Annotated in this window: 12 protein-coding genes; 11 read left to right on the top strand and 1 reads right to left on the bottom strand. The window is 53.8% G+C overall.

What is annotated here, in order from left to right:
* Nucleotides 1-44 precede the first annotated feature (44 nt).
* Nucleotides 45-965: a methionyl-tRNA formyltransferase gene (gene fmt, locus ACMGDE_RS15855; protein WP_436833802.1), complete on the top strand. Its 921-nt coding sequence runs from the start codon at nt 45-47 to the stop codon at nt 963-965.
* A 350-nt stretch (nt 966-1,315) separates the two neighbouring features.
* Entirely contained in the window at nt 1,316-2,176 is an 861-nt protein-coding gene (locus ACMGDE_RS15860; RefSeq protein WP_257667581.1) for a sigma-70 family RNA polymerase sigma factor, read from the top strand.
* Nucleotides 2,177-2,244: 68 nt separating this feature from the next.
* Here ACMGDE_RS15860 and ACMGDE_RS15865 read toward each other — a convergent pair whose 3' ends face one another.
* Nucleotides 2,245-5,085, bottom strand: a complete 2,841-nt coding sequence (locus tag ACMGDE_RS15865) for a M16 family metallopeptidase (RefSeq protein ID WP_436833803.1) — start codon at nt 5,083-5,085, stop codon at nt 2,245-2,247.
* 133 nt (nt 5,086-5,218) lie between these two features.
* Here ACMGDE_RS15865 and ACMGDE_RS15870 point away from each other — a divergent pair, with 133 nt between their 5' ends.
* The 9 genes from ACMGDE_RS15870 (at nt 5,219) to ACMGDE_RS15910 (ending at nt 12,608) form a co-directional block, all read left to right on the top strand.
* Complete coding sequence (locus tag ACMGDE_RS15870; protein WP_436833804.1) at nt 5,219-5,605, top strand: VOC family protein; 387 nt, start codon at nt 5,219-5,221, stop codon at nt 5,603-5,605.
* A 1-nt stretch (nt 5,606) separates the two neighbouring features.
* Entirely contained in the window at nt 5,607-6,059 is a 453-nt protein-coding gene (locus tag ACMGDE_RS15875) for a hypothetical protein (RefSeq protein WP_436833805.1), read from the top strand.
* 71 nt (nt 6,060-6,130) lie between these two features.
* Nucleotides 6,131-8,350, top strand: coding sequence for a heavy metal translocating P-type ATPase (locus ACMGDE_RS15880; protein ID WP_436833806.1), 2,220 nt, complete (start codon nt 6,131-6,133; stop codon nt 8,348-8,350).
* A gap of 66 nt (nt 8,351-8,416) precedes the next feature.
* Nucleotides 8,417-8,635, top strand: a complete 219-nt coding sequence (locus ACMGDE_RS15885; RefSeq protein WP_436833807.1) for a heavy-metal-associated domain-containing protein — start codon at nt 8,417-8,419, stop codon at nt 8,633-8,635.
* Nucleotides 8,636-8,686: 51 nt separating this feature from the next.
* Complete coding sequence (locus ACMGDE_RS15890) at nt 8,687-9,355, top strand: HAD family hydrolase (RefSeq protein ID WP_436833808.1); 669 nt, start codon at nt 8,687-8,689, stop codon at nt 9,353-9,355.
* On the top strand, nt 9,348-10,103 hold the full coding sequence (locus ACMGDE_RS15895; protein ID WP_436833809.1) for a sulfite exporter TauE/SafE family protein: 756 nt from the start codon (nt 9,348-9,350) through the stop codon (nt 10,101-10,103). The genes ACMGDE_RS15890 and ACMGDE_RS15895 overlap by 8 nt, the downstream gene beginning before the upstream one ends.
* A gap of 60 nt (nt 10,104-10,163) precedes the next feature.
* Nucleotides 10,164-10,910 (top strand): 5-oxoprolinase subunit PxpB, encoded by a 747-nt coding sequence (gene pxpB, locus ACMGDE_RS15900; protein WP_436833810.1) that lies wholly within the window; start codon nt 10,164-10,166, stop codon nt 10,908-10,910.
* Nucleotides 10,891-11,892 (top strand): 5-oxoprolinase subunit C family protein, encoded by a 1,002-nt coding sequence (locus ACMGDE_RS15905; RefSeq protein WP_436833811.1) that lies wholly within the window; start codon nt 10,891-10,893, stop codon nt 11,890-11,892. Before pxpB ends, ACMGDE_RS15905 begins: the two co-directional genes overlap by 20 nt.
* The gene (locus ACMGDE_RS15910) at nt 11,889-12,608 is read left to right on the top strand and encodes a LamB/YcsF family protein (protein ID WP_436833812.1); all 720 of its coding nucleotides are present in this window, start codon (nt 11,889-11,891) and stop codon (nt 12,606-12,608) included. The genes ACMGDE_RS15905 and ACMGDE_RS15910 overlap by 4 nt, the downstream gene beginning before the upstream one ends.
* Nucleotides 12,609-12,619 lie beyond the last annotated feature (11 nt).

Below are 12,619 nucleotides of genomic sequence, written 5' to 3' on the forward strand. Positions count from 1 at the left end.
GATATATTTTGTAACTTCGCAAAGTTAACAGGAATTGCCGAATTATGCGTATCGTATTCATGGGGACACCCGAATTTGCAGTAGCTTCGCTGAAGGCGTTGCTCGAAGCCGGCGAACAGGTGGTGGCTGTGGTGACTGCGCCGGACAAGCCGGCTGGCCGCGGACAAAAGCTGCAGCAGTCGCCCGTAAAGCAATATGCCATTGCCAATGGCCTACCGGTGCTCCAACCTGAGAAGCTGCGGAATGCGGACTTTTTGGCCGAATTGAAATCAATTGGCGCCGACTTGCAGGTGGTGGTCGCCTTCCGGATGCTGCCCGAAGCGGTTTGGAGCATGCCTCCCCGCGGGACGGTCAACCTGCATGCCTCCCTCCTGCCCCAATACCGTGGCGCTGCGCCCATCAATCATGCGATCATCAATGGCGAATCCGAAACCGGAGTCAGTACGTTCCTCTTGCAGCATGAGATCGACACCGGTCATATCCTGTTTTCGGATACCGTATCCATCGCACCCGATGATACCGCGGGGGAGCTGCACGACCGGCTGATGTCGGTGGGTGCTAACCTATTGGTTAAAACCGTAAAAGCCATCGCCAGCAGCACTATTGCCCCCATTCCGCAAGAACGTTTGGCTGCTGGGACTGAGCTCAAGCATGCGCCGAAAATCTTTAAGGAAGATTGCGTGATCGACTGGAACAAGCCGGTTGCGCAGGTATACAACCTGGTGAGGGGACTGAGCCCCTATCCTACTGCATATACGCTGTTGGATGGAAAAACCTTAAAGCTTTTCAAGGCCGACTACGTGGAAACAGCGCCCCGGCATGCGCCGGGCACCTATGACACCGATGGCAAAAGTTTCCTGAGATTTGCTTGTCCTGATGGCTATCTTGCTGTAAAGGAACTGCAGCTCGAAGGCAAAAGACGGATGGATGTCACCGAGTTTCTAAAGGGTTATCGCTTTGCATAGGTGGCAGACCTGCTCCTAATTGGCATTAGTGATTAATTATCAGCACATTAGCATAAATCAGTTAAACAGGTTTCGTCACAATTATCTCACAATTTGGCCATGAAATAATGGTTTTTTTGTTAAAAATAAAGATTTATCGATTGAAATACAGTTATTTACAGTCACACCCACCATCAACCCCCTATTAACTAGTTGGTATATTTTGGAACACTTTTTGAGGGTTAATTTCCTGCAAAAACACCGGATAATTTCCTCTAAATCAGGCAACTTTTTCCAAAAAAAACAGTTAATATAAATTAGAAGTCGTATTTTTGCACACTTTTTAGAAAGGAAGGCACTTAATAGGTTAAATGAGACAGCTCAAAATCACACAATCCATTACCAATCGGGAGTCGCAATCGTTAGACAAATACTTGCATGAGATTGGTAAAGTAGACTTAATCACTGCCGAAGAAGAAGTTATACTCGCCCAGAAGATCCGGGAGGGAGATCAAGCAGCATTGGAACGGTTGACGAAGACGAATTTACGTTTCGTGGTATCCGTGGCCAAGCAATACCAAAATCAAGGACTGACCCTTGGCGACTTGATCAACGAGGGCAACCTTGGTCTGATAAAAGCGGCAAAACGCTTTGATGAGACAAAAGGGTTTAAATTCATCTCTTATGCGGTTTGGTGGATTCGGCAGTCTATCCTACAAGCCATTGCAGAGCAATCCCGTATCGTACGTCTTCCATTGAATCAGGTCGGTTCGTTAAGCAAAATCAGTAAAGCCTTCTCCAAATTGGAGCAGGAATATGAACGGGAACCTTCACCTGAAGAATTGGCAGATATTCTGGAAACCACGGTTGATAAGGTGTCCGATACCTTGAGCAATTCAGGGCGTCACGTATCCATGGACGCACCTTTTGTGCAAGGCGAGGAAAATACGTTATTGGACGTGTTGGAAAACAGCGATCCGGATACAGACAGCTCGCTGATCGACGAATCGCTCTCCGAGGAAATCAAGCGCTCGCTTGCGACGTTGACCGAACGGGAGCGGGAGATCATCGTATTGTTCTTTGGACTCGGCTCCAACCACCAATTGTCGTTGGAAGAGATCGGTGAGAAATTTAACCTCACCCGTGAACGGGTCAGACAGATCAAGGACAAAGCGTTGCAGCGGCTCCGCCATACCTCGCGCAGCCGGATCCTGAAATCTTATTTAGGCTGATGTAATTTTCAAGGCTATAAAAAAACGCCCCGCATCAATCGGGGCGTTTTTTTTGGATGCCATCCTCATTACTGTGCTTCCGGCATCAGGATAAATTTAAATAGCCGCTCCTCTACGAGGTATTTGTTTGCCACGGCTTTTACGCTTTCAGCCGTGACGTTTTTCAATTCATCGACGTAGTGTAAGATATAAGCCGGATCTTCCCCGTTTTGATAAGCATTGGATAAGTGTCCCAACCAAAATCCATTTTCCCTGAGCTGTACTTCCAATAGCCGCTTCTGTTCACTGACAAATTTATCAATATCCGTCTGTTGGGGACCCTGTTGCTTGATCTTGTTGATTTCATCAAATGCCGACTCCATCAGGGGTTCTACTTTGTCAGGAGTCGTTCCATAGGCCACGCTGAACGAATACCGGTGGCGCGGAGATTTCGAATACGACGCACCGGCCGACACACCGTATACACCGCTTTCTGCCTCCCGCAACCGTTCCAATAGCTTGATGTTCAAGATACTCTCCAATGCATCCAGTTGCAAGTTTTCGTCTTCCGAATAATCATAGTCGCCGAAATAATACAGCCGTACGCTCGATTTTTGCTCCTTTCCGCGGGATACCGTACGTTGAAGCCCTTTTTCCGGAGGGTAGATGCCCAGATCCGGGGCTTGTTCTTCCCTACCCTTCTTAGGCAATCCACCCAGGTATTGCGCGATCAGCGGCAGGACCTCCTCTTCGGTAAAACTGCCCACGATGGTCACCGTGAAGTCCGACGCGTCCGCAAACCGCTCCTTATAAATCTCATAGGCCCGTTGCGGGTTGATGAGATCAGCCTGCTCTACCGTCATGCTGGTCCGGCGGATGTTATTGTTATATAGCACCGCGTTGATGGTATCCGAAAACACCGCATCAGGATCATCCAGGCGATTGGCCAACGACGCCTTTATCCGCTGCATGTAGCCCTGGAATACCTCCATATCCAATCGCGGCACGGTGAAATAAGCATACACCAGCTCGAAAGCTGTCTTTAAGTCCTTCTTGCCGCTGGAAGCATTGAATCCTTCAGCGCGCTCCGCAATGTACGGGCGCACGGATACCTTCTTGCCGCTCAGGAATTTGGTCAGCTGCGTGGCGTCGTAGGGGCCGAGACCGCTTCCGCCCACGATGGTCGCCGCGTACGCCGCCGAGAGAAAGTCGTCATCATCATACAGCGCCGTCCCTCCCGGACTGAATGCCGCCATGCTGATTTCATCGTTTTTGAAATCCGTCGGTTTCAGCACGACCTTTACGCCGTTGCTCAGCGTCAGTTCAGTCACCTCAAGTTCGGATGTTTCCACCCGGTCTGTCACCGTTCCGGCTTCGGGTTGTTTCTCCAACAATGGCGCATCCTGTACATTGTCGTCATAAGGTGCGATATCCTGCTCCTCAATGGCCTCCAGCCAACCGTTTACGGTGTTTTCATCCGGCAAGCTATCCCTGTCTTTTTCCGGTGCCATGATGAGGACATCACGGTTGCTGTCTACGTAATATTGCCTACCCACGGCATTCACCTCTTCCAGCGCAATGGTGCCGGTGAGTTGCTTACCGAGGCGGTAGCGGTCTTCATTGCTCAGCACGTTTTCCCCTTCCAGAAAGTGGTTAAGGTAGCTGTCTACATAACTTTCCGATTTGCGCTTATCACGTTCGGCATACGCCGATTCCACGCCGGTGAGAAAATTATTCTTGGCCCGTTCCATTTCGGTAGCGGTGAAGCCATGGCGTTCAATACGTTCAAATTCAGTCACCACGGCTTCAAAACCACGCTTGAGTTCACCCGGTTTGGCAGCAAAGTACATCGTAAACGCATCCAGTCCCCGCAGGAATCCGCCGATGCTACCGCCCCCCTGGATGAAGGGTGGATCCGATTGGCGCGTCAATTCCGCGAAGCGCGCCCCGGCCATTTGATTGAAGAGCGCTTTGATCAGCTGCGTACGGTAGTCGCCTACGGTACTCACCTTCGCTTCAGGATGTTTGATAATCACCTGTACCACTGTCTGGGGCATTTCAGGATCGGTCACCGCCATGAATTGGTTGTTGCCTGCCAATGGGATATCATAGGATGCACGTGCGGGCGCATTCTCCGGATGTCGGAGGTCGGAAAAAAGTGTGTTGATCTGTTTTTCCATCTCCGCCACATCAATGTCGCCAACGATGATGAGCGCCTGCAAGTCCGGCCGGTACCACTTGCGATGAAAGTTACGCAGCGTTTCGTGGTCGAAGCCTTCAATAATTTCCTTGGTACCGATGGGCAGTCGCTGCGCGTAGCGCGATTGGTTGAGGATCATCGGAAGGTATTGGTCGCGCATGCGCTGCTGCGCCCCCCTTCCCCCCAGCATTTCATTGAGCACCACCCCGCGCTCCCGGTCGATCTCCGTTCCGTCGAGCAACGCATCCTGCGCCCAGTCACGCATCACCTGCAAACCGTTTTTCAGCAGTTCCGGATCGTCAGATGGTATCGGCAGTTGGTACACCGTTTCGTCAAAAGAGGTATACGCATTCAGGTCCGAGCCAAAGCGCACCCCTGCTGTTTGCAGGTAGTTCACCAGTTCGTTTTTCGGGAAATGCTTGGTGCCGTTGAATTGCATGTGCTCCAGAAAATGCGCTAGGCCCAATTCATCTGCCGACTCCAGGATAGAGCCCACCTTGGTGGCCAGGTACATCACCACGCGGTCGTTGGGTTCGGTATTGCGGCGGATGTAGTATTCAAAGCCGTTATCGAGTTTGCCCCGCAGCACACCCGTGTCCATCGGTAGGGTGTCCGCAAGGCGCAGGCTGTCAGGCGATGAGACTTGGCGCGCGGTGGCCGCACCGATTGATACGAGTAAAAAAAATATCGGCAAGGCCATTGGGCTGATCCGTCGATTCTTATCGTGCATAAAATAACGTTTATACAAAGGGTAAAGTGCTGGTTCACGAAAAACCAGCATGCCCCAAAAGTAACATTATTTCCTTGGATCAATCATCCAAAAAAATACATAACTTAGTTGATGTGATATTATCTCAATAACGATGGCTACAAACATCCCACCACAGTACAACCGGTTGATGCCTTATCTGATCATTAAGGACACCGATGGATTCAAGCGATTTATGGAAACCGTCTTCGACGCGGAAGCACAAATGCTCGTACCGGATGATAAGGGCACAATCATGCACGGTGAACTTCGCATCGGCGGCGATACCGTCATCATGTTCGCAACGGCGAGCGGTCAGTTTTCGGTGATGAATGCGGGCCTTTTTATCCACGTAGACGATGCGGACGCAACCTATGAAAAAGCGTTGCAAGCGGGAGCCGTAACGGTGCCCGGCCAAGAACCCTCGGACAAAGAATATGGGCGGACCTGCGGGGTGACCGATCCGTTTGGTAATACCTGGTGGATCACCTCCGTGTCATAACATGAAAGCCATTTTACGCGCCGGATTCATTGTAGGTATGCTGGACATGCTGGCGGCATTCCTGCATTACTACCTCAAGACGCACAAAAGCCCGATCGTTGTGCTGCATTACATTGCCTGTGGTGTGTTTGGGGATAATGCATACCGGGGAGGCAGCCAAATGGCCCTCTGGGGCTTACTATTCCATTTTGTCATCGCTTTTGTCTTTACCACCCTGTTTTTCTTGCTATTCCGCTCGCTGCCCCTCATCCGGCGCATGGGTATCCTTGCCGGTGTGATTTATGGGGTGTTTGTGTGGGCCGTTATGCAGTTCCTCGTCATCCCGCTATCCAATATTTCGAGCGTAGCGCCGTTGAATTTTCCAGACGCGGCGCTATCCATTGCGATCTTGATCGTATGCATTGGTATCCCGCTGTATATCTTGGCAAGGGAAGCATATCGGATTAAAACATAAACTTTCTCCAGCATCCCATAAAACTTCCGGCTGATCAATACCGATCTTTGTGTTGTTCAATTAAAGGAAATATGGAGCTACATACCGTCAAACAGTCGTTTCCCGTGCTTAATCTCTCTTGCGCGTCCTGTGCCAACAGTACCGAAACCATCCTGGCGGCACAGCCCGGCGTAATTGCTGCCTCCGTCAACTACGCCAATGCTACAGCACAGGTCGAGTATGTGCCAGGCATCACCGATGCACAGCAACTGCGGGCAGCCGTCCAATCCATCGGATATGACCTGATGGTAGACGAATCGGCCGAAGCTGCCGAATCACTGGAAGCGTTGCAGCAATCCCATTTCGAGTCATTGAAAAAGCGCACCGTGGGCGCCATCCTGCTCTCCATTCCCACGGTCATCATCGGCATGACGCCGGGATTGATGGACCAATGGTGGGCGAACTATGTCATGTGGCTGCTGGCTACCCCCGTTGTCTTCATATTCGGCCGCCAATTTTACATCGGTGCATACAAGCAGGCGAAACATCGTTCAGCCAATATGGACACCTTGGTGGCGCTGAGCACGGGCGTAGCTTACCTCTTTAGTGTCTTCAATGTTCTTTTTCCAGAATTTTGGCACAGCCGCGGGCTTCATGCCCATGTATATTTTGAGTCTGCGGGTGTCGTTATCGCTTTTATCCTGCTGGGCAAGCTGCTGGAGGAGCGGGCAAAAGGCAACACCTCATCAGCCATCAAGAAGCTCATGGGCCTACAGCCCAAAACGGTAACGGTAGTGCATCCCGGTGGTCACCAGCTGGAGATACCCATTGCCAAGGTCGCCGTGGGCGATGTCCTACTGGTGAAACCCGGCGAGAAAGTCGCGGTAGATGGCACCGTTTTATCAGGTAATTCTTACGTCGATGAAAGCATGATCAGCGGCGAGCCGGTGCCGGTGGCTAAACAGGCGGACAGCACCGTGTTTGCCGGAACGATCAACCAAAAAGGCAGCTTCCAATTCAAGGCGGAGAAGGTGGGTGGCGCCACCCTATTGGGGCAAATCATCAAAATGGTGCAGGATGCACAGGGCAGCAAAGCACCTGTGCAAAAGCTGGTGGATAAGATATCCGGTATCTTTGTGCCCATTGTCATCGGTATCGCTATCTTGAGTTTTGTCCTATGGATCGCGTTTGACAAGCAGGAAGGCTTCACGCACGGCTTGCTGGCGCTGGTCACCGTATTGGTCATTGCCTGTCCGTGCGCACTGGGACTGGCTACTCCTACGGCGATCATGGTCGGGGTGGGCAAAGGCGCAGCGCAGGGTATCCTCATCAAGGACGCCGAAAGCCTCGAACGGGCAAAAAAGTTGAATGCCATCGTGCTCGACAAGACGGGCACCATCACCGAAGGCAAACCGGCGGTAGTGGCGCAGCGATGGCTGGTGCCCGAAACAGCCGAACTGCGCGATATCCTTTACAGCATCGAAAAGTCCTCCGAACACCCGCTTGCCGAAGCAGTGGTCACGTCACTCCATGGAGCCGATTTCTTAGACGCCGTGGGCATCGAAAACATCAGCGGGCAAGGCATACGCGGGCACCACAAGGGAAAGACCTACCTTATTGGCAATGCCGTATTACTGCGCGACCACGGGATCGCCGTCAGTGCGGAGGGCCAACAATGGATCGACCAGCACCTGGTGTCGGCCCATACCGTCATTCACTTCGCGGATGAAACCACCCTACTTGCCGTGCTGGCAATTGCCGATCGAATAAAGCCCACTTCAGCTGATGCGATCAGCCAGCTGCAGTCCAGCGGCGTAACGGTATACATGCTCACCGGTGACAATGCGCAAACCGCGAAGGCCGTCGCTGATCAGGTAGGCATCAAGCACTACCGTGCGGAGGTCCTGCCGGCAGAAAAAGCCGCATTTGTCGAGCAGCTGCAAGCGAAGGGGATGGTGGTAGCTATGGTGGGCGATGGCATCAACGACAGCAATGCCCTTGCCCAGGCTGATCTCGGCATTGCCATGGGCAAGGGAAGCGACATCGCCATGGATGTGGCCAAGATGACCATCATTTCCGGCGAGCTCACCAAGATCGCCCAGGCCATCCAGCTTTCCCGTAAAACCGTGGCGGCCATCCAGCAAAATCTTTTTTGGGCATTTATTTACAATGTCGTCGGCATCCCGATCGCGGCGGGACTGCTGTATCCCATCAACGGCTTTCTGCTGGATCCCATGATTGCCGGTGCCGCCATGGCGCTCAGCAGCGTCAGCGTGGTTACGAATAGCCTAAGATTGAAATGGGGTTGGTGATCGGTGACCGGTCGGGGGCAAAAACAAACGAAACGCAACAAAACATCAATAAAAACATAAAAAAACATGGAAACTACACTCAAATTCAAAACAACCATTCAATGTGGAGGCTGCCTGGCAGCCGTGACGCCTTCCCTCAACCAAGCCGTTGGGGACGGCAATTGGCAGGTAGACATCGACAATCCGGACAAGGTCCTGACGGTAGACGCCACTGCCGGCACCCAAGACACCATCATCGCGGCGGTCAATAAAGCCGGGTTTAAAGCGGAGCCGCTGGAACAATAACTGCCGCCTGCACATCATCCGTGTTCCATCAAAATACATTACCTTTGGGACATGGACAGATACGCGGTCATTTTTGACATGGACGGGGTCATCGCGCATACAAACCCGTACCACACCGAGGCATTCAAGCATTTTTTTGACAAGTACCAGGTTTCTTATACCGAGCAGGAGTTTGAAAAGCACATGTATGGCAAGCATAACAGCTACATCATGACGCATTTTTTCAAACGAGCGATTACCGGTGACGAATTCAAGCAACTGGAAGATGAAAAAGAAGCGTTGTTTCGCGAAATATACCGAAGCGAGGTAACGCCTATCGCAGGATTCATGGAATTCCTTGCTGACCTCAAGAAGGAAGGATTCCGCACGGGAGTCGCCACATCGGCGCCCCGTGCCAACCTCGACCTCATCATGCACGGACTGAGGTTTGAACCGCTGATGGAATCCGTATTGGCCAGCGAGGATGTGCAGCTGCATAAGCCAGATCCGGAGATTTACCTCAAGTCTGCCGCCAATCTCGGGGTAGACCCGAAGAACTGCGTTGTTTTCGAAGACTCCTTCTCCGGCGTCTCCGCGGCCATCAATGCGGGTGCCCAAGTGGTCGGCGTGTTGACGTCGCACACCCAAGAGCAGCTCCCCCCCTGCCAATACTACATCCACGACTACCGCGACATTGACGTCGCCCGTGTCAAGCAATTGCTAGCTGCCCGCGATGCCTGATTTCTCCGATCTCCTGCAGGGGCCGCTGGAGTGGGCCATGTTCTTTGCCTGTGCCTTACTTATCGGCATGTCAAAGACCGGCATTACCAATATTGGTACCATCACCATCCCCCTTTTCGCGCTGCTTTTCGGTGCCAAGCACTCCACCGGAATCGTACTGCCGATGCTCTGCATGGCTGATTTGCTGGCCGTTATTTATTATCGTAAGAAATTCCATCGCGACATGGTCGTCAAGCCCATGCCGTGGGCCCTGCTGGGACTGGTCGTGGCGCTGGCCGTGGGGCACCAGGTGCCCGAGTCGGGTTTTAAAATAATGATGGCCGGCTGCATCGGGGTCGGCATGGTCACCATGATCGGCACCAATCGTCCCGAAAAGGCAGACGTCGTCACCATGTCGCCTTGGTTTGCTCCGGTTATGGGCTTCATCTTAGGGTTTTCTACCATGATCGGCAATGCCGCCGGACCCATCCTGACGGTCTACCTCCTGGCCACGCGGCTCCCGAAGTTTGCCTTTGTCGCTACCGGGGCATGGTTCATCATGATCCTCAACTACCTCAAGATACCCCTGCAAGCGTTGGTGTGGGACAATCTTTCTTGGAATGGTCTCCTACTCGACCTCACCGCCTTACCGGTTATCCTGCTCGGCGGCTTGCTCGGCATCCGGATTGTACAAATCCTCCCCGAGCGCCAATTCAAGATCGTGATGATTGCGCTGACCCTGCTATCTACGCTATTCTTACTGGTATAGCTACGCAAAGATGGTATCGGTTGCTTTTAACAGCCGGTTTTTTTTCGTAACCTTGAGCAAATGACACGAGCAGTTGGTCCTACGGTCTACCATGCGCTTAGTGAGTGCGCCGTTACGCTGACATTTGAACAGCGTATCGATGCCGGGGTATCACGCCGCATCCAATGGCTTGATCACGCCGTGCGTGGGCAACCATTTGAGGGCTTCCGTGCCGCCGTGCCAGCCTACGCTACGCTGACGGTATATTACGATCCGCTTATCGTAGTCAATTCACCCACCCTATCGGGCATCAGCGCCTTCGAGCGGGTGGTACATTTCCTCACGGCGCTCCAGGATCGGCTGGCCGATACACCGCTGCCCGACGAACGGATCATCACGATACCCGTGTGCTACGGCGGGGAGTATGGCCCGGATCTCGATGCTGTAGCCCATCAGCTTGGTTTGGCAGCCGAAGAAGTCATCCAGGTGTACAGCACCGCCGAATACCAGGTACACCTGATCGGCTTCATCCCTGGCTTCGCCTATCTCGGCGGCCTGCCGGAGCGGCTGGAAACACCCCGCAAGGCCACCCCGCGGGTTTCCGTACCCGCAGGGTCGGTAGGCATTGGCGGGCAGCAGACCGGCGTCTACCCCTTGGACACCCCAGGGGGTTGGCAGCTCATCGGCCGCACGCCGCTGCGGATGTTCGATCCCGCACGCACGCACCCCGCGCTGCTGGAAGCGGGCGACTGCGTGATCTTCCAACCCATCAGTGCCGAGGAGTTTCGCGAACATCAACTACTGCACCATGCAGATACGGATACATAAAGCAGGCTTCCTGAGCACCGTGCAGGATAGCGGACGCTGGGGATATCTCGCCCGGGGCGTACCGTTGTCCGGTGCGATGGATACATTCGCCATGCAGATCGCCAACCTCGCCGTGGGCAATCCCGTCGGCGAAGCCGTTATCGAATTTACCTTTGCCCAAGCCGCTTTTGAAGTCGAGGAAGCCGCCTTGCTCGCTTATTCGGGCGGAGGCGCTACGCTGCTGGCAAACGGATGCCCATTGCCGGCCGACCGGCCGGTATACCTGCCCGCTGGGACACAGGTGTGTTTACAGCGTCAGCCTGCGGGTTGCCGCACTTACCTCGCTGTGGCCGGTGGTTGGGATGTCCCCGCGATCATGGCTAGCAAGAGCACCTATCTCCCCGGGCGTTTCGGCGGTTACGAGGGGCGTACACTACAGGCCGGTGATCGGCTGCGCGCGGGACCGCTTGGCGACCGATCGGCCACATCCCTCAGCCGATTACAGGGCGAAGCCATCGGTTACCCGCGCTGGGCCATCGCCCACGCGCAGTTATCCCCGCAGGAGCGCCATGTCATCCGGGTAGTCCCCGGTCATGAGTTCGCGTGGTTCAGCGGGCAGTCGTTGGTCCATTTCCTCTCCGAGCGCTATCAGGTAAGCGGCCAAAGCGACCGCATGGGTTACCGCTTACAGGGCCCTCCGGTGCTACAGCTGCATCCGCGTGAGCTCCTCTCTACAGCCGTGACATCCGGCACCATTCAGGTCACCGGCGATGGCAGCCTGATCCTGCTCATGGCGGATTGCCAGACCACCGGCGGTTACCCGCGCATCGCTCAGGTAGCCGCCGTGGATGCACCCCGATGTGCACAGCTCAAGCCCGGTGAAGCGGTATATTTTCGAGAAATCAGCCGGTTTGAAGCCGAAAAACTGTATCTTCAACGAGCGAAACAGTTGCAGCGGCTTTCAGTTGCCCTAGCCCTGCAATACCAGTATACCGATAAATGAAAACCATCGATTTGAACGGCGATGTAGGGGAAACACCCGGCAACCAACCCGGTTCGCCGGACGAGGCCTTGCTCACACAGGTTTCTTCAGCCAATATCGCATGCGGCTTTCACGCCGGAGATCCCCAGCGCATGGAGGCCACCGTAGCAGCGGCCATGCGACAAGGCGTCGCCATCGGTGCCCATCCCGGGTTGCAGGACTTGGCGGGTCTTGGCAGGGTCAAACAGGCCATCAACCCGGCCGAAGCGTACCGGATCACGCTTTATCAGATCGGTGCGTTACATGCGTTTGTAACGGCCGCAGGCGGACGCCTCCACCATGTCAAACCCCATGGTGCGCTTTATAACATGGCGGCTCGTGATGCCGCGCTTGCCGCCGCGCTCGCTTCGGCTGTGCATGACTTCGATCCCACGTTGGTTCTGTATGGTCTGGCCGGGAGTGAACTGGTCAAGGCCGGGCAGGCAAAGGGGTTGCGGGTAGCGGCCGAGGGGTTTCCAGATCGGCATTATGAAGTCGACGGTACACTCACCCCACGAACCTCCCCTTACGCATTAATTACTAATCTTCAAATAGCCATCAATCAAGCAATTATATTTTCCAGTCGTGTAGATACGCTATGCATCCATAGCGATGGTCCCCATGCCCTCGGATTCGCCACCGCGATCCGACAGGCACTCGAACAAGCAGGTTTCACCATCCAACCCTGTTTATTTTAATTTACGTATCT

Origin of the sequence: Parapedobacter brassicae (assembly GCF_051400755.1) — a bacterium.
GTDB lineage: Bacteria > Bacteroidota > Bacteroidia > Sphingobacteriales > Sphingobacteriaceae > Parapedobacter.

What these genes read in the sequence shown, in the direction of transcription:
- fmt (WP_436833802.1), top strand. Translation starts at nt 45, where the DNA reads ATGCGTATCGTATTCATGGGGACACCCGAATTTGCAGTAGCTTCGCTG.
- ACMGDE_RS15860 (WP_257667581.1), top strand. Translation starts at nt 1,316, where the DNA reads ATGAGACAGCTCAAAATCACACAATCCATTACCAATCGGGAGTCGCAA.
- ACMGDE_RS15865 (WP_436833803.1), bottom strand. Translation starts at nt 5,085, where the DNA reads ATGCACGATAAGAATCGACGGATCAGCCCAATGGCCTTGCCGATATTT.
- ACMGDE_RS15870 (WP_436833804.1), top strand. Translation starts at nt 5,219, where the DNA reads ATGGCTACAAACATCCCACCACAGTACAACCGGTTGATGCCTTATCTG.
- ACMGDE_RS15875 (WP_436833805.1), top strand. Translation starts at nt 5,607, where the DNA reads ATGAAAGCCATTTTACGCGCCGGATTCATTGTAGGTATGCTGGACATG.
- ACMGDE_RS15880 (WP_436833806.1), top strand. Translation starts at nt 6,131, where the DNA reads ATGGAGCTACATACCGTCAAACAGTCGTTTCCCGTGCTTAATCTCTCT.
- ACMGDE_RS15885 (WP_436833807.1), top strand. Translation starts at nt 8,417, where the DNA reads ATGGAAACTACACTCAAATTCAAAACAACCATTCAATGTGGAGGCTGC.
- ACMGDE_RS15890 (WP_436833808.1), top strand. Translation starts at nt 8,687, where the DNA reads ATGGACAGATACGCGGTCATTTTTGACATGGACGGGGTCATCGCGCAT.
- ACMGDE_RS15895 (WP_436833809.1), top strand. Translation starts at nt 9,348, where the DNA reads ATGCCTGATTTCTCCGATCTCCTGCAGGGGCCGCTGGAGTGGGCCATG.
- pxpB (WP_436833810.1), top strand. Translation starts at nt 10,164, where the DNA reads ATGACACGAGCAGTTGGTCCTACGGTCTACCATGCGCTTAGTGAGTGC.
- ACMGDE_RS15905 (WP_436833811.1), top strand. Translation starts at nt 10,891, where the DNA reads ATGCAGATACGGATACATAAAGCAGGCTTCCTGAGCACCGTGCAGGAT.
- ACMGDE_RS15910 (WP_436833812.1), top strand. Translation starts at nt 11,889, where the DNA reads ATGAAAACCATCGATTTGAACGGCGATGTAGGGGAAACACCCGGCAAC.